Below are 16382 nucleotides of genomic sequence, written 5' to 3'. Positions count from 1 at the left end.
TGTTTTTTATTGATAGTAACTTAATTTAAAGGACCTCAAAAGGTGTATTTATGATAGATTTTAGACAGTTGATAGATGTAGGTCTTCATTTTGGCCATCAAAAATCGAGATGGTGCCCAAAAATGCAACCGTACATTTGGGGGCATAGAGGCGGCGTTCATCTCATTGATATTTCTAAAACCGCTTATGCTTTGCAAAAAACTGCAACCTTTTTAGAGAGTGTTGTTGCCCGTGGCGAAACTATTTTGTGGGTCGGTACAAAAAAAACTGCAAAAGATACGATTGCTATCGTTGGCCAAGCGACAAATATGCCATACGTTAACTACAGATGGGTTGGCGGAACAATCACTAACTATCATCAAGTAAAAAAAGCTGTTACTAAGCTTCTTCACTTTGAAGATGTGATTGCAAAATCAACTAAAGAAAATTCTCCTTATACAAAAAAAGAAGTTGTGCGATTCCAAAAATTAGCAGAACGTTTACACAGAAGTGTTGGTGGTCTAAAGGCTTTGACCCAAAACATCGGCGCGATTGTGTTAATTGATGTTCGTAAAGAACAAACAGCTCTTCTTGAATCTATTTCATCAGGAGTTCCTGTTGTTGCATTGGTCGATACAAATTCTGATCCAAGCAACGTTCAATACGTAATTCCTGGAAATGATGACTCAGCAAAAGGTATTGCATTTGTTCTAGAATATTTGCAAGAAGCTGTTAAAAGAGGCATCGCTAAAAAAGCTGAAGTAAGCAAAAATGCAAAAAGTGCAATTGAAGCCCAAAGAGCTGCGCAAAAAGATGCTCAAGCTGAAGCTCCTAAATCATTCGAAGCGAAAAAAGCTGAATTGAGAGATATCATCATTGATATTTCTGATGAAAGCGATGAAGAAGTTTCGTCTAAAAAAGGTGTAGCTAAGCCAGCGTTTAAAAGACCTGTCAATAGAAAAGGCGCATAGTCTTTTTACTACTTGGAGAGATGTCTGAGTGGTCGAAAGAGCATGATTGGAAATCATGTATGTTCTGAAAAGAGCATCGAGGGTTCGAATCCCTCTCTCTCCACCATTCACTTTTTCCCGTGTGAACGAAGTTTATTTACGAGTTAAAGTGAACTGCGCGTAATTTGAAAAAAGTGAATGGCTCCGCCGCTCAATGCACTAAGCAGTAGAGCACGGTCATTACAGATGTTTGACAAGTACCGGTAAAAAACGTACCAGTATAAAATTGATTAAAAAACTGAGAGAAGTTTTTAAGATGTATGGTGTTCAACCTGTCAGGTCCGGAAGGAAGCAGCAGAAGCATTCATAGATTTGTAAAAGCTTCTCTCGATTTTGTTACATGAGCAAGGTTGATTATGGGCCAGGTAGCATTAAATTTAGCAAGAAAATGGCGGTCCTCAAATTTTAAAGAAATTATTGGGCAAGATTTGGTTGTGAGAATTTTGCAAAATAGTTTATTCAAGAATCAATTTTTTCCGGTATATCTTTTTTCTGGGCAGCGAGGTTGTGGTAAAACATCAACTGCACGCGTTTTTGCATCGGCTATCAATTGTAAAAAAATTTCTGAATTTCAAAAAAATCCTCAATCTTGTCAACTTCCTTGTTTGCAGTGTGATTCATGCATTGCTATGACTGCAGGTCGTCATCCAGATTTTATGGAAATTGATGCAGCATCATACACAGGCGTTGACAACATTCGAAACATAATCGATACATCGTCATTTCTGCCACTTCTTGGTGAACGAAAAATCTATTTGATAGATGAAGTTCACATGCTCAGCAAGGCAGCATTTAATGCATTTTTAAAAATTTTAGAAGAGCCACCAAAATTTGTAGTTTTTATTTTGGCAACTACTGAGGCTCAAAAATTACCAGAGACAGTTCGATCTCGTTGTTTTCAGCTATTTTTCAATCCTGTAAAGCTTGATACTGTTGCGGCTCATCTTGAGCACATGTGTAAAAAGGAATTGATAGCGTATGACGCTGCGGGTCTTGAGTTTATTGCACAGGTATCGCAGGGTTCGCTGCGTGATGCTATTAATCTTTTAGAGCAAGCGCGTTTTGCTGATAGCAAAGTGACAAAGTCAGTTGTTTTGTCGGTGCTTGGGTACCTTGATGATCGATCGTTGTACCAACTTCTTTCTTTCATGATTCAAAAAAATCATAAAGACATGTTGGCGTTCTTTCATGAACTATCAAAGCAAACGATTTCTACAGAGTACGTTGTTAAGCGATTTGTTGAGCTTTTGTACGACGGAATTATTTTAAAATACAGCGGTGAGCCGAAATACTTTTTAGATATTCCTCAAGAGCTTAAAGATTTGATCAATCAAATGCCTATGCAGCAACTCGTTACTTATTTTGATCAAATTTGTAACCTTGATATGGCTATGCAAAAAACGAGCCGAAAACAGCTTTTGTTTGAATCTATGTTGCTTCGACTGATAAGCCGCGATGAAATTGGTCAATTAGTCTTAGGTGAAGAAAAAAAAAAATGAGCAATTGGTAGCTGACGCTGTTGATGCAGATCAAGTAAAATGGCAGATGTTTGTCAAAGTGGTACATGCTCATATCGATCCAGTACTTGCATCAATGCTTTTTGAAACAGACTTTATTAAATTTGATCAAGCTAAAAAAATTATACACTTAGTGACGTTAAAAAAATTCACGATGTTTCAAGATCTGTTTATTGAGCAAAGAGCTCATTATCAAGAATATCTCGATAGAATATTTGGTTTTAAAGCTATCTTGGTTGTGGAATTCATAAAAACTACAGAAAGAAGAAGAGTGGAAGAAGAAAAAAGGCAGCCTGTCGTCTCAGGAGCTATGCGACCATCAGGGTCGGATATGGGGCGAACGGTTAACGACCGAATGGTCAACGACCGAACGGTCACTGACCGAATGGTTAACAATCAAACGGTTAACGACCGAATGGTTAATAATCGAACGATCAACGTGAGTTTGAGTAAGAATGAAAAAAATATTGATATTGCTGATGAAACAAAATGGAAGTTAACCCATAGATTGCTTGAGAATTTTGGGGGAACTGTGCGCGAAATTATAAAGGATTCACATGAGTTTGATGCCTAAGGTTGTCATTGTTGGACGGACGAATGTCGGAAAGTCTTCATTATTTAATCGACTAGCCACCAATGTGAAAAGCTTGACGCTTGACATTGAAGGGGTAACTCGTGACATGATCACTGATTTTGTTGAGTGGAATGGTGTTAAATTTGAATTGATTGATACCGGTGGTATTGATCTGTGTAAAAAAGCTGATGAAATGACCTGCTTGGTTACTCATAAAGTAAAAAAGACACTAGAAGACGCAGCATTGTTATTGTTTGTTGTAGATGGACAAACAGGAATTGCTGAGCAAGATATGCTCATTCGAAATTTTATACATGGTCTTAACAAACCAACGTTTGTGTTGGTAAATAAAGTTGATTCTATTGAACGTGAAGAAAATATTTATCAATTTCATAAATTTGGATTTGAAAATGTTTACGGTGTTTCTGCGACACATGGTCGTAATATTGGTGATGTTTTAGATCGCATCGTAGAAGTTATTTCTCAAACAAAGCCAACAACAAAAGTAATTGATGATACTCCTGAATTTAAAGTAGCTTTTTTAGGCCGTCCGAATGCAGGAAAATCATCGTTGATGAATATTTTGGTTGATCAAGACTTTTCAATCGTATCGCCTGTGGCTGGTACCACGCGTGAAGCTCTTCGTAAACGTGTGACGTTTAATAAACAAGTAGTTGAGTTGATCGATACTGCTGGAGTTCGTAAAAGAAGTGGAGTTTCAACTGAACTTGAATCAATGATGGTAACCAATGCGTTGCAAGCTGCAAAGCGTGCACACATTGTTTTATTGATGATTGATGTGCAAGAGCCAGAGTTGACTGCTCAAGAGTTAAAATTAACGTCTTATGCTTTTGAAAATGGTTCTGCTGTCATAGTTCTGTTTAACAAAATGGATTTGTTGGATGAAGAAAAACAACAGTATCTTGATTCATCAATGGAAGAGTACAAATACTTTTTGAAAAAGTTAGAAACGCTTAACATTTCTTGTAAAACTGGAAAAAACGTTGGCAAAGTTTTACCTTTGGTGCAAAAGGTATGGGAAAAATTTGGCTCTCGCTTTACGGATCGTTATTTAACTGATCTTTTCATGGATGCGCTCGTTAAGACTCCATTGTATAAAAATGGACAACGATTAACATTTCATAAAGCACATCAAGTTGGAGCTGCTCCGCTTAGAATCGAATTGATCGTTAGAAATACAGAAATATTTGAAGAAAATCATCGAGCATTCTTTGAAAATATTTTGCGTAAAGCGCAAGATTTAAAAAGTGTTCCAATGTTTTTCTATGCTAAGGCAAAAAGAGACGTTAAATAATTTAAATTTGTCTTTGAAAAAAAATTAACTTAAAAAAACAGGAATCTTCGTTTTTATCAAAATGAAGATTCCTGTTTTTTGTTGTGTAAGCTAAAGGTAAAAAATATCTATTTTTGTCAGATCATTGCGATTACATGAATTAGTTAACTATCATTCTTGTATGACTTATATGAAGTAAAAAAAATGGGAAAGGATTTTTATGCAAGCAGATATGACTTTTAGAGGTATGGAACCATCGCAAGCAATGGAACAATATGCGGCTAAATATTTAACGAAGTTTAAAAAATACTTTGGTAAAGAAGAACCAGATTCGATTTTTGTAAGTGTTGTCTTTGAAGGTCAACTGAATCATCATATTTATGCATGTGAAGTTCGCATTAAAACTCCTCATTTTGATGTACAAGTCAAAAGAGAAAGTGCTGATATGTATGAGCTGATTGATGAGACAATGAAGATTGTGGAACAAGAGCTGCAAAAAACAAAGCAACGTTTTGTTGATGATCTTAGAAAAAAGAAAAAATTAGTTTAGACTAAAAAAGTATTGTTAGAATTTAAAGGGGCGGAACAATCTGCCCCTTTTTATATTGTTGAAAGGTATTTACTCGTGTTTGATTCAAGATATTTTTTTATGGGATGTATTATTATCTCAGTGTTACTTGCAGCACAATACTTCAAAGGTAATCTTATGAAAAAAACGTATGGAACTGTCATTATTTTAAATGGTCCATCAGCGTCAGGTAAAAGTTCAATTCAAAAAGCATTTCAGCCACTGATGATGCCTAATTTATGGATTAAGCATGGAATTGATTCATTGTTCGATCAACCGATGCCTGATATTAATCCTGAAAATTTAGCATTTTGGCAATCAGAAAATCCAATTCGCTGGGTAGTAAACTCTAAAGATAAAGATGGAAACAACATTATGACGCTGTTTGTTGGCGATCAAGGTGACAAAGTTGCCTACGGTATGAACAGTGCGATAGCTACTTACGCTCAGGCAGGAAGTAATATCATTGTTGATTATATTGCTTATAAAAAAGAATGGATTGATGATCTACAGCAAAAATTAAAAGGTATTAATACCTTTTTTGTGAAGGTAAATATTCCATTAGATGTTTTAGAGCAACGTGAGCAAGTTCGTGGAACGTCACCAAAAGGTCATGCTCGCAGTCATTACGACACCGTGCATTGGGATATTGTGTATGATTTACAGGTAGATTCAGGTAAACAAAATCCAACAGAGATCGCACAAACGATTAAAGAGTTTATTGAAAAGAAATAAAAAAATAACAAAAAAGAAAAAATTTTAAAAGAGGCTTCAGGTTGCTTTATAGCCAATATTCGTGCAAATTCACCACAAACTATTGAATTATCCACCACCTGATGGTGAAATTGCATGAAATTGTAGCGTTGCCGATCAGTGCTTTATGGTCAAAGAAATAAAAACCTAAAAAAAGAAAGCCGACTTATAAAACAGTCGGCTTTCTTTTTTCTCTAAAATTTAAGTGAATCTATTATACGTTTTTAACCGCTTGTACAAATTCTTCAGGAGTCATGCTGTATGGTTCGCTTGACCATTTTTGCATCACTTCCTGCGTGTGCGGATTGATAATTAAAATAGAGGGTTGAGCAAAGACGCTAAACTTTGTTTTAAGTTGCGATGCTTGCTCGTCTGAGCTTTGAGTGCAATCAACTTTCACAAAAATTATGCTGCTGCTTAAACCTTTTGCAACAACGTCTTTATGAAATATTTTTTTATCAATTGCTTTGCAGATTGTGCAATGGTTTGCCCAAAAATCAAGTAGGACTAATTTGTTTTCAGCTTGAGCCATGCTTAAAGCTTGCTCATAATCTAAAACCCAGGTAACACCAGTTGGTACACAGACGATATTTTTTTGGCGTGTCAATTCATAGGTTTTAAATGCCATAAATACTGCAGCAGCCAGTAAAATAATACCTAGTAAGCTTTTAAGTGTTTTTGTTCCTGTATCCATGTTTTTTTGCGCGTCAATGATGTAAAATAGGGCCGCAAATAAAAGATAGAGAGTAAAGAGTATGCTGACTACCATAGCTGGTAAAATATTGCTTAGATAGTAAAAACAGGTTGCTAGCATTAAAAAGCCAAGAAGCTTTTTAATCTCAACCATCCATTGACCAGCGCGAGGAAGTGCGTTCATTGATGAAGAGAAAGTTCCGATGATGATAAGTGGAACGCTCATGCCAATTCCAAAAACAAATAAGAGCATGAATCCTGCAAGTACATGACCCATAGTTGCCACAATGGTAAGCAGTAATGCTAAGCCAGGAGATACGCAGGGTGATGCAACGCTACCGCTGATAAGCCCGAAAAGATAAGCTGACAGGAATGGTCCAAACGCTGAGCTAAGCTGTACGCTTTTTTGCATAAATGAAGGGATTGCAAGATCGATGACACCAATCATAGTCAGCGACATGTAACCAATAAACAACACTAAAACAAGGACAAAAATTGGTTGCGATAAAAGACTACCAAACGAAGCTCCGGCAAATGCGGCAAGTAGTCCCAGAAGTGCAAACGTTGTTGAAAGTCCGAATGCATAGCAGAGTGAACCTAAAAAATTACGAAATAATGAAGCATGTTGGTTACGATGCAAAATACCAATTGTTATTGGAATCATCGGGTAAATGCAAGGAGTTAAGCTTAAAAGTAGTCCAAGAAGGAAAGCAAAAAGAAAACGAACCCAGTTGCTGTTTGTATTTTGGACTATGCCTTGCAGTTTTTCTGTGATCGATTTTTTGACCGGAAGTACGCTGCACGATGTAGCGCGAGTAGTAATCGGTTCATTATTCGTTGAAGATATATTCGTAGGTGCTTTTTCATTGAAAGAAAGTTCAACAATTTTTTCCGTCATGTTGCTTTCTGGCAGAAGTAAAAAGCTCGTGTGAACATTTGTTTTTACCGGAGTATCGAGCGAGGTAGTAACAGGAATTGATAACGTTACACTTCCTTCAAAAACTTCTTTAGTCGCTAAAAATTCTGGGAGATATTTTTTAGTAGGAGTCTGTGAGTACGATACGGTACCGATATGAGCGTTAGGGGTGTCTAAAGAAACAGATAGAGTCTGTTTTAAAATCGCTTCATTTTCGCCGAGTGTCATGATCATGTCGATTTGTTTTTGATGAACTGACTGTGTAGTTTCGTGTGTTCCTATGGTGATTGGTTTGATCGTTGCAAACCCGAAAAAGGCAAGCGTTAAAAGTGCTTGATATAATTTTTTATTCACAAGTTTTCCTTATGGTTGTGGGGATATGAAAGCTTTGTAAGAGTTGTGTTAACTGTACAAGCTTTTTGATGCGATATCAAAGCATTATTTTTTCGTCGTTCATTTTACCTACAAATATAAATTACCCGTCGTTCGTCCCGAGTGATTTCGAAGAAATTGTATCGAGGGAAGCTGATTTAAATAATTTTTATCCCTCGATACATTTTGCTAACGCAAAACACTCGGGACGAACGACGACTAGAAAAATATTTATGGACAATACATAGTTATTTTATTTTTTTCTTTGAGTCGTATGTCGTAATTTTTACAACTCCAAATTCTGAGCTAAGCAGCATTGTTGCAATTTCTTGATTTTGTCTTAGTTGTCCAATGATCCCATGAACGTTATGTTTTAAATCTTTAAATGTTTCATCATTTAAAAGCATTGCTGATGGACGCAGCGTGATAAATAAATCTGATAGTATTTTCCCATGAAGACTTTGTGCTTGAATATCGCAATTTAAATCTTGTGGCACTGACACGGTAATATTTCCATGCTCACTGTGTAGATTTAAAGAATGATCAGGCTGCATGTTTAATCGCTGCACAAAAATATTTCCCTGAGTTGTTTTCGCTATAACCGTATTTGTTCCCTCAAAAATATTTATAGCTCCATAAGTGGTTTGCGCGTCTATAGCTCCAGAAAGATTTTTAATGGTAATGTCTTTTTCTGTCGTTGCAATTTTAACTGGCAATGTTTCAGGGACAAGAATTTGTAGAGCAATCGTTCCAGAGAGAGAATCATCAGTCATGGTTGTTGAAACTTGTAAGACATTATCTTTGACTTTGCATTGTAGCGTTGCACTTTGAAGAAATAAATCAGATCCTTGTTTTCTAAGCTCAACTAAAACACATGATTGCTTCCAAGTTTTGATTGAAATATCGCCATGTTCGCACAAAAGTTCTAACTTTTTGATATGATTAAATTCTTTGTGAATGATTTCTTCTTTGTTTCTGCTAAAAAAAGAAGAAACGCGTGATGGAAGCTTTGGTATAGAAATTTTTGTTTCTATCGGTATAGTAAATGATAACAGTAAGAGACTTGTAACTTTTTGATAAAAATTTTTCATAGAACCTCATCCTTGATGGTGGAAAAAATATGACTCATGGTCAAGACCGCATTCAGACATGCATCGCAAAGATTATACAGAATAATTCTGGAGTAAAAAACATTTTCGAAGAAATTTATCAGCAGGGGGGTCGAGTCCTTCTGGTGGGAGGCGCGGTTCGCGACTGTTTTCTTGGTTGTTTCGGATCAGATCTTGATTTTGAAGTGTATCATCTTACGTTTGAGCAGCTTCAAGACATCTTACAAAAATTTGGAAAAGTAAGTTTTATAGGAAAATCTTTTGGTGTTTTACGTTTGCACGGACTTGATGCAGATTGGTCTATACCACGAGTCGATAGTTATGGTCGTAAACCAACGGTAGAGTTGGATCCTAACATGAGTTTTCCGCGAGCTTTCCGTCGCAGGGACTTAACCATTAATGCAATGGGCATTGATCTTTATTCGTATGAATTAATCGATCCATTTGATGGATATAGCGATTTACAAAATAAAACTTTAAGGTCGCCAGATGTAACGTTTTTCGTACAAGATCCACTACGATTATTTCGAGTGATGCAACTATCAGCTCGTTTTAACATGAAAGTGGATGAAACATTAAGCCAAGTTTGTCGCACCATGGATATTTCAACTCTTTCCTGCGAGCGCATTGAAAAAGAATTTTCAAAGCTTTTCTTAAAAGCATATCGACCATCTATTGGACTGCGCTGGCTTGCAGAAATTGACCGGCTTAAAGATATTTTTGTTAATGTTGAATTCCAACCAAACTTTTATGATATCGTTGATTGTCTAGCTCAAGGCTACAATTACTCAGATGACCAAAAATTATTTGCTTTGTGGGGTATAATTGCACACAATTTGCAAAAAGATGAACTACGCAGTGTGCACAGTGATCAAAAAATTTCTCCCGCGCAATTGTTGCAAATCACAACGTTTTTAAAAACTTATATCGGTTCTTCAGATTTGGTTCATCGTGCTGGCATGATGAGTTGGTATGTTCGCTATGTACCGCTTCTTGCTTCTGCGCAAGATTTAACCAACTACAAATGGCTGGCTCATTGGATTGAGCCATATTTCACCATGGAAACACTGGGCACCATGGCTTCATGTTATTATCCACTCGATGTGATTGAAGCGTTTTTACAGAAAGCAAAATCTGCAAAAGTTTTATATAAATCTGAAGCACCCTTAATCATGGGCAAAGATCTTTTAGAGTTTGCTCAAGGTAAAGAATTGGGCGACTTAGTAAAAAAAGCCTATGAGCTCCAATTGAATGAATCTATTTCTGACAAACAAAAATTACTGCAAAAAGTTTTGTTGAAATAAGTTCATTGTCAAAATTGGATTTTTCCAGAAAAATTATGTAAAAAAATCATTTTATTTTGTGCTACACTACAAAGCATGAGTTTATCGTACATAAAAAAATTAAGGAAATTTTCATGAGTGAAATGATGGGAAATAATGCTGTTTGGGGACTTATAGTTCAGAGTGATTTTATGACCAAAATGGTCATGCTCACTCTTTTTTTTATGTCTGTAGTTTGTTGGGCGATTGCTGTATACAAATTAATTTTATTACGAATCAAACAAAAACAATGTCGCGATGTGCTGTATGAAATGAGAAAATGCACAACGTTGCAAGAAGTTTTACAAGTCGCAAGTGAAAACAAAAAAACATTACCTGGTTATGTACTTGTACAATTACTTTCACATGCAAAAAATGCACAAGAAACAAATTCTATTGAATTGTTTCAGTTTCAAGCAGATAGCATTATCGACGATGTGCTGTACCTTGAAGAAGCGTACACTCCGGTACTAACCATAAGCGCATCAGTTGCAACGCTGCTCGGACTTTTTGGTACCGTATGGGGACTTATTCACGCATTTGTTCGTATCAGTGAAAAACAATCAGCAGATATCGTTGCTGTTGCTCCTGGTATCTCAGAAGCTTTAATTACCACTATCGCAGGTCTTGTGGTTGCTATTCCGGCACTTGTTTTTGCTCAGTACATTGCTCTTAAAATAAGAAGCTTGGAACATAGTTTGGTAAGTTTGAGCGATAAAGTTACGGTCATGGTTCGTATGTCTATGACTACGAAGCAGTCACCGACTGTGCAGCATAAATCAGATGAATCTATCTAAAACATAAGGGGCAGTAGATGAGAAGAAATCGTTCACGCAGAGTGAAAAACAGAGGCCATGTCATGCAAGAACTGTCTATGACACCTCTTGTCGACGTTGCTTTAACATTGCTTATTATTTTTATGGTTGCGACTCCAATGATGAACAATGTGATTAAAGTAGAATTGCCTTCAAGCCGGATGGATGATGGAGCAATTCAATCTCACAGCCAGCAAGATTTAACGGTGTACATTGATAAACAGAGAAAAATTTATTTAAATGGTCAGCCATACTCACTTGATGGAATTTTAAAAGAACTGAAAGTTCTTGTGAAAAAAGATAAAGAAGAAATCGTTTTTGTGAAAGCTGATCAATCTGTGCCGTACGGAGCTGTCATTGATTTAGTCGATACGATTAAAGTTTCTGGAGGCGTCAAGTATGTTGCACTTGCGACTAAGCGCGCTTTCTAAGAAAATATGTTCATGTTTTTCACAGCGACAACTTTTTTTAGGGCAGTTAATCTTTCTTGTGCTGTGCGCGCATCTGATGATTTTTGGATGTGTCATCCTGAGTTCGATGTTGAGCCAAAAACGAGATACATTTTCTATATCACTAGCACAATCAGGTCAAACATATGTTTTAATGCCATTACAAAAGCACGTTGATAATTCTGACCTAGGCCGTAAAAAAAGAAACACATTATCACAAACAAAATCAAAGGTGATGGATTATGAGTCTTATCAACGACAAAAAAAAGAAGAATTACGCAAGAAACGTTTACTTGCTAAGCAGTCTTTGCAAACTAAAGTAGAGGCAAAAAAAAGTTCTGTTGTCGCTAAAAAATCTTTGCAGCAAGTTGATCAGTTTACTCAGCAAGCACAACCAGCTTCAAAAGCATCATTGATTTTGAGGTCTACGGCAAAACCAACACAGGGTAAAAAAAGCTCACTCAGAAAAACAGCTTCTGCTAAACAAAAAAAACAAAAAGTTCAGCATGTTGTAACACTTGAAATTATTGATATTGAAATAAGCAGTGACGAGCAGGAACAAATTTCTCCACAAGCAATCTTAGAAATTGAACAGATTGCTGTTGAACAACAAGTTGAGCAACCAGTTGCTACAGAAGAGTCACCCATTGAGCAACAAGCTGTTGCGCAATCAGCCATTGCACAATCTGCAAGTTCTGACAATTCTTCATCTGAAGATGCAGACCTTGAAAATGTTGTTTTTGTTGGGTATGAGCAATTAGACAACACAATTGTTGGATCAAAAATTCAACAAGAGATTTTACAGCATTGGAACCCTCCTATCGGAATTCCGCCAGGGGTAAGCTGTGAACTGTGCGTTCATGTTGACGCAAATGGTAAAGCTGATTCAATTAAAATTACGAAAAGTTCAGGCAGACTTGTTTACGATATAACCGCGCGCAAAGCTTTGTCTGCTTGTGTGTTTCCAAAAGAAATCTGGAATAAAAATAATACGATTACATTAGGATCATAATGTTTTTCAAAAAATTACTTACATCTTTTTTATGCATGTCATCATTTTTTCTTCACTCCTCGCTGCCGTCTTTGTCTGACGATTTGCAAATTGTAGTGCAAGCGCAGAAAACAAAAAAAGTATCACTAGGGCTCGTTGTTGTTGGCAAACATGATGCGTCCTTAGACGGCTTTGTAGAGCGTTTAAAAACAGATTTAGAGTGGAGCGGCCAATGCAAAATTATAACGCAAAAAAAAGACAAACTGCAGCATGTTTCTGAGCTGCAAACAATGTTTTCTAGTGACGTAACGCTTGCTATTTTTGTTTCAAAAGCTGGATTACAGTATTCATGGCGTCTGTACGATGTCATGTCTGCTGAAATGATTGTTGGCAAAAAAGTAATGCAAGAAGATAAACCAATAGCTTTGGTAGCTCACACGGTGGCTGATGAACTGTGGCCTGAACTGTTTGGGCATAAAAGTTCATTTCGTAGCAAGATTGCATTTTGCAAACAAATTTGGCGAAAAAAACATGGAAGAGAAAAACCATACAAACAAATTTGGATTGCTGATTTTGACGGTTCCAATCCACAACTTTTTATCGATGCTCCAACGGTAAGCTTTGCTCCACGATGGAATAATGACGTTGATAGTCCTCTTCTTTTTTACTCTGAAAACACTATGTCAAACGTGCAGCTGGTGATGAGCAATATGTTTTCCAAGCGTAAAGTGATTTGCTGTTTTGATGGGTTGAACATGCAACCATCGTTTTCCTCCGATGGAAAGCGTGTGGTCTTTTGTTTATCAAAAGATGGAACAAGTCAGCTATATCTTTCATACATGGATAGCATCACTCAAAAACGTGCTTTTAGTCGATTAACATTTAACGATGGAAATAATATTGCACCATGCTTTATCGACAATACCCATGTGGCATTTGTGTCTGATTTTGAAACTCATAAGCCGCAACTCTATGTGCTTAGTTTGTCTGATCAGTCATTGAAACGGATTACTGACGGTGGTTATTGTGCCTGTCCAAGCTATAGCAAGGTTCGACAGCAGTTGGTTTATTCAAAAATGATGGGCGGCGCTATGCAGCTTTTCACCTACGATGTGAAAACTGAAGAACATAAACAAATCACCCAGGGTGGTGGCAGTAAAGAAGAAGCAAGCTGGTCAGCTTGTGGAAATTATATTGTTTTTGGACTTAATCAAGGTTTGAAATCTCGTATTGCTCAATTAAATTTGATAACAAACAAAGTGAACTATTTAACCAGTGAACATGATCATTGTACCTATCCAGATTGTTCACCGATCTACTCTAAAAATCTGGGTATTTTAAACGCATAGAATTTTAAAATAAACGACAAAAAAGCCTACCGTTTTCAGGTAGGCTTTTTTATTAAATTCTGAATTTAAAGAGTCAGAGCTTAGTAACGGCTGCTGCCGCCACGATCACTGCTGCCACCACGAGAGCTGCCAGAACCAGAACGAAATCCGCCTGTGCTGCCACCCATGCTACCGCTGCGGCGTTCGCCACCAAATCTGCTGCCGCCTGTGCTGCCTGTGCTGCTACGAGGTGCAAAAGATTCTTTTTTGCCGTGTGCAATGTTAACTTTTAGGCTACGGCCGTTTAGTTCTTGTCCGTCCATTGTAAGCGCTTCTTTAGCTGCTTCTTCTGTTTCGAATTTTACAAATGCAAAACCACGAGGTTGTCCTGTTTCACGGTTTGTTGGAATGTTGATTTCAGAAATAATTCCGAATTTTCCAAATGCATCTTGTAGCTCATTTTTATCAGTGCTGAAAGCAAGATTGCCGATAAAAATTGTTTGTTGGTTGTCCATGTTTTGAGACCTTCTTAAAGGAACAGTGTTACTGACCGTTTCCATTCTCTAACTTTTGGAATGTACTTTGGTATCAGTAATAAATCAATAATAACTCTACTAGTATCTCATTTCTGGAGGCATTTGCAACATCAATAATCATTTTTTATGGATATTTTGTATCTTTTTTTTAAAAATCGTAGAAGATGTCGACAGGATGCCGTTTTTTTATTACAATGAATAAAAATCTAGCGAGTTTGTCTTATAATGTAATGAAGCGTGAAAATATATAATTGTTATTTTGTATCAACAGCAAAAATAAGCGAAAAGGTATTATGAAACCAAATAAACCATTTAATTCATTTAACCCTAAGGGTCTTTTGGTTGGTATCGTTGTGGCAGTCGGCCTTCTAGCTATGCTTACTCACCTTACCGAACATACAAAAAATATCGGAAATATTTCATATAAAGAGTTTCTAGACAAAGTCCGTGGCGATCAGGTTAAACAAGTTAAAATTGCCGGACAATTTGTTGAAGGCGTAACTAATGACAATCAAAAGTTTCAAACGGTTGTAGCAGAGCGTTCTGGCGACTTTGACCTGTTTGAAAAACATGGGGTTGATTTTTCAGTCTCTACACCATCTATGTCAACTGGTTCATGGCACGTGTTCTTGGTGATCGGTATTTTGATGCTGCTTGGCGTGATCTCTGGATGGTACCTCATGCGTCAAATGCGTAATGGCAAAAATGGTGGCGGCGCTGGAGGCATTTTTACCATTGGAAAAAGCAAGGCTAAAATGTTCTTGCCAGCTTCTATTAAAGAACGATTTTCATCAGTTGCTGGTGCTCATGAAGCCAAAGAAGATTTAAAAGACATTGTTGATTTCTTAAAAGATGCTGCAAAGTATCGAAGACTTGGAGCTCAAATCACACGTGGAGTACTGCTTGTTGGTGAACCGGGAACGGGAAAAACGTTGCTTGCGCGTGCAGTTGCTGGTGAAGCAAACTGTCCATTCTTTAGCGTGAGCGGATCTGATTTTATTGAAGTTTTTGTTGGTGTCGGTGCATCTCGAGTTCGAGACCTTTTTGCAGAAGCAAGAAAAAAAGCTCCATGTATCGTTTTCATTGATGAAATTGATGCTATCGGTCGTCAACGTGGCTCTTCTATGGGCGGCGGTAACGAAGAACGCGAACAAACATTAAACCAGCTTTTAACAGAGATGGACGGTTTTGAAACAAACAAAGATCCAATCATTGTTCTTGCGGCAACTAACCGACCTGATGTGCTTGATAAAGCTTTAATCCGACCTGGACGCTTTGATCGACAAATTGAGGTCCCAGTTCCTGATTTGATTAGCCGAGAAGAAATTTTAAAAGTTCATTTGAAAAAAGTCAAAGCTGCAGCTGATCTTGATGTGAAACGTATTGCGCGTGGAACACCAGGCTTTACCGGTGCTGATCTTGCAAACTTAGTCAATGAAGCAACAGTTATTGCATCGAAAAAAAATCTTACCGAAGTTGGTATGTATGAGTTTGAAGAAGCTCGTGATAAAATCATGCTTGGTACAGAATCAAAAACAATGATTTTGACAGATCATGATAGAAAAATGACATCGTACCATGAAAGTGGTCATGCGCTTATTCGGTTATTGATGCCAAAAGACACAGATCCATTACATAAATTAACCATTATTCCGCGTGGTCGGGCTCTTGGCGTAACTCATTTTTTACCAGAGCGTGAAAAATATAGCCGTAACAAAGAAGAGCTGCTTGCAACTATTGCAGCAGCGCTTGCAGGACGTGCTGCAGAAGAGTTAGTGTTTAACGAACTTTCAACGGGTGCTTACAGTGATTTTAAAGCTGCAACTGAAGTAGCTCGTTCAATGGTCTGCCTTTATGGAATGACTGATGAATTGGGTAAACGTGTATATCTTGATACATACGATAGCAAGGGTGGTTATTCACAAAAGACTTTTGAAAAAATTGATGAAGAAATTACCAAGATTTTAAACGATCAATACGCTATCGCTATGAAAATGTTGATAGATAATCGAGATAAACTTAATTTGCTCGCTGAAACATTGCTTGATAAAGAAACAATGTATGCCGCTGAGGTATACGAATTACTCGGTATCGAACCACGAGCAGATTTACGATTAGTATAAAATAAGTAGTATCAAAATTAGGGCCTTAGTCGG

The 16382-nt window shown here is 37.1% G+C and carries 15 protein-coding genes, 1 tRNA gene and 1 other RNA gene; 14 read left to right on the top strand and 3 right to left on the bottom strand.

The genetic code is table 11. The annotated features are described in order from the left end of the window. Nucleotides 1-50: 50 nt before the first annotated feature. The 8 genes from rpsB (at nucleotide 51) to WC747_03935 (ending at nucleotide 5677) form a co-directional block, all read left to right on the top strand. Nucleotides 51-950 (top strand): 30S ribosomal protein S2, encoded by a 900-nt coding sequence (gene rpsB, locus WC747_03970; GenBank protein ID MFA5999145.1) that lies wholly within the window; start codon nucleotides 51-53, stop codon nucleotides 948-950. A 14-nt stretch (nucleotides 951-964) separates the two neighbouring features. Then, nucleotides 965-1056: transfer RNA gene (locus WC747_03965), tRNA-Ser, on the top strand. 172 nt (nucleotides 1057-1228) lie between these two features. Further along, an RNA gene (ffs, locus tag WC747_03960) (signal recognition particle sRNA small type) lies at nucleotides 1229-1324 on the top strand. A 21-nt stretch (nucleotides 1325-1345) separates the two neighbouring features. Continuing rightward, nucleotides 1346-2488 (top strand): DNA polymerase III subunit gamma/tau, encoded by a 1143-nt coding sequence (dnaX, locus tag WC747_03955; GenBank protein MFA5999144.1) that lies wholly within the window; start codon nucleotides 1346-1348, stop codon nucleotides 2486-2488. Next, complete coding sequence (locus WC747_03950) at nucleotides 2469-3080, top strand: hypothetical protein (protein MFA5999143.1); 612 nt, start codon at nucleotides 2469-2471, stop codon at nucleotides 3078-3080. The genes dnaX and WC747_03950 overlap by 20 nt, the downstream gene beginning before the upstream one ends. Then, the gene (der, locus tag WC747_03945) at nucleotides 3064-4395 is read left to right on the top strand and encodes a ribosome biogenesis GTPase Der (protein MFA5999142.1); all 1332 of its coding nucleotides are present in this window, start codon (nucleotides 3064-3066) and stop codon (nucleotides 4393-4395) included. Before WC747_03950 ends, der begins: the two co-directional genes overlap by 17 nt. A 199-nt stretch (nucleotides 4396-4594) precedes the next feature. Continuing rightward, nucleotides 4595-4924, top strand: a complete 330-nt coding sequence (gene raiA, locus WC747_03940; protein ID MFA5999141.1) for a ribosome-associated translation inhibitor RaiA — start codon at nucleotides 4595-4597, stop codon at nucleotides 4922-4924. A 156-nt stretch (nucleotides 4925-5080) separates the two neighbouring features. Then, nucleotides 5081-5677, top strand: a complete 597-nt coding sequence (locus WC747_03935) for a hypothetical protein (GenBank protein ID MFA5999140.1) — start codon at nucleotides 5081-5083, stop codon at nucleotides 5675-5677. Between the two features lie 232 nt (nucleotides 5678-5909). Here the strand turns inward: WC747_03935 and WC747_03930 are convergent, their stop codons facing one another. Together WC747_03930 and WC747_03925 are read right to left on the bottom strand one after the other, a co-directional pair. Then, nucleotides 5910-7658 carry a cytochrome c biogenesis protein CcdA gene (locus tag WC747_03930; protein ID MFA5999139.1) on the bottom strand — a complete coding sequence of 583 codons (1749 nt, stop codon included), beginning with the start codon at nucleotides 7656-7658 and terminating at the stop codon, nucleotides 5910-5912. Nucleotides 7659-7924: 266 nt separating this feature from the next. Then, complete coding sequence (locus WC747_03925; protein MFA5999138.1) at nucleotides 7925-8767, bottom strand: DUF4097 family beta strand repeat-containing protein; 843 nt, start codon at nucleotides 8765-8767, stop codon at nucleotides 7925-7927. A gap of 29 nt (nucleotides 8768-8796) precedes the next feature. On the opposite strand from WC747_03925, the gene WC747_03920 reads away from it, so the two are divergent. The 5 genes from WC747_03920 to WC747_03900 all read left to right on the top strand — a co-directional run bounded on the left by WC747_03920 (nucleotide 8797) and on the right by WC747_03900 (nucleotide 13711). Further along, nucleotides 8797-10089: a hypothetical protein gene (locus WC747_03920; protein MFA5999137.1), complete on the top strand. Its 1293-nt coding sequence runs from the start codon at nucleotides 8797-8799 to the stop codon at nucleotides 10087-10089. Nucleotides 10090-10202: 113 nt separating this feature from the next. Next, the gene (locus WC747_03915) at nucleotides 10203-10904 is read left to right on the top strand and encodes a MotA/TolQ/ExbB proton channel family protein (protein MFA5999136.1); all 702 of its coding nucleotides are present in this window, start codon (nucleotides 10203-10205) and stop codon (nucleotides 10902-10904) included. A gap of 17 nt (nucleotides 10905-10921) precedes the next feature. Continuing rightward, nucleotides 10922-11353, top strand: a complete 432-nt coding sequence (locus WC747_03910; protein MFA5999135.1) for a biopolymer transporter ExbD — start codon at nucleotides 10922-10924, stop codon at nucleotides 11351-11353. Then, nucleotides 11322-12383: a TonB C-terminal domain-containing protein gene (locus WC747_03905; protein ID MFA5999134.1), complete on the top strand. Its 1062-nt coding sequence runs from the start codon at nucleotides 11322-11324 to the stop codon at nucleotides 12381-12383. The genes WC747_03910 and WC747_03905 overlap by 32 nt, the downstream gene beginning before the upstream one ends. Further along, complete coding sequence (locus WC747_03900; protein MFA5999133.1) at nucleotides 12383-13711, top strand: hypothetical protein; 1329 nt, start codon at nucleotides 12383-12385, stop codon at nucleotides 13709-13711. Before WC747_03905 ends, WC747_03900 begins: the two co-directional genes overlap by 1 nt. Before the next feature lie 80 nt (nucleotides 13712-13791). On the opposite strand, the gene WC747_03895 is transcribed toward WC747_03900, so the two are convergent. Then, complete coding sequence (locus WC747_03895) at nucleotides 13792-14250, bottom strand: RNA-binding protein (GenBank protein ID MFA5999132.1); 459 nt, start codon at nucleotides 14248-14250, stop codon at nucleotides 13792-13794. Nucleotides 14251-14519: 269 nt separating this feature from the next. On the opposite strand from WC747_03895, the gene ftsH reads away from it, so the two are divergent. Beyond that, nucleotides 14520-16349, top strand: a complete 1830-nt coding sequence (ftsH, locus tag WC747_03890; GenBank protein MFA5999131.1) for an ATP-dependent zinc metalloprotease FtsH — start codon at nucleotides 14520-14522, stop codon at nucleotides 16347-16349. Nucleotides 16350-16382 lie beyond the last annotated feature (33 nt).

Source organism: Candidatus Babeliales bacterium (assembly GCA_041660205.1).
Taxonomy (GTDB): domain Bacteria; phylum Babelota; class Babeliae; order Babelales; family Chromulinivoraceae; genus JACPFN01.
This window is presented reverse-complemented; position numbering and strand designations above follow the sequence as displayed.

Coding starts and splice junctions, on each gene's coding strand:
- raiA (MFA5999141.1), top strand. CDS start 4,595: ATGCAAGCAGATATGACTTTTAGAGGTATGGAACCATCGCAAGCAATG.
- rpsB (MFA5999145.1), top strand. CDS start 51: ATGATAGATTTTAGACAGTTGATAGATGTAGGTCTTCATTTTGGCCAT.
- WC747_03905 (MFA5999134.1), top strand. CDS start 11,322: ATGTTGCACTTGCGACTAAGCGCGCTTTCTAAGAAAATATGTTCATGT.
- WC747_03895 (MFA5999132.1), bottom strand. CDS start 14,250: ATGGAAACGGTCAGTAACACTGTTCCTTTAAGAAGGTCTCAAAACATG.
- der (MFA5999142.1), top strand. CDS start 3,064: ATGAGTTTGATGCCTAAGGTTGTCATTGTTGGACGGACGAATGTCGGA.
- WC747_03925 (MFA5999138.1), bottom strand. CDS start 8,767: ATGAAAAATTTTTATCAAAAAGTTACAAGTCTCTTACTGTTATCATTT.
- WC747_03920 (MFA5999137.1), top strand. CDS start 8,797: ATGACTCATGGTCAAGACCGCATTCAGACATGCATCGCAAAGATTATA.
- WC747_03900 (MFA5999133.1), top strand. CDS start 12,383: ATGTTTTTCAAAAAATTACTTACATCTTTTTTATGCATGTCATCATTT.
- ftsH (MFA5999131.1), top strand. CDS start 14,520: ATGAAACCAAATAAACCATTTAATTCATTTAACCCTAAGGGTCTTTTG.
- WC747_03935 (MFA5999140.1), top strand. CDS start 5,081: ATGAAAAAAACGTATGGAACTGTCATTATTTTAAATGGTCCATCAGCG.
- dnaX (MFA5999144.1), top strand. CDS start 1,346: ATGGGCCAGGTAGCATTAAATTTAGCAAGAAAATGGCGGTCCTCAAAT.
- WC747_03910 (MFA5999135.1), top strand. CDS start 10,922: ATGAGAAGAAATCGTTCACGCAGAGTGAAAAACAGAGGCCATGTCATG.
- WC747_03915 (MFA5999136.1), top strand. CDS start 10,203: ATGAGTGAAATGATGGGAAATAATGCTGTTTGGGGACTTATAGTTCAG.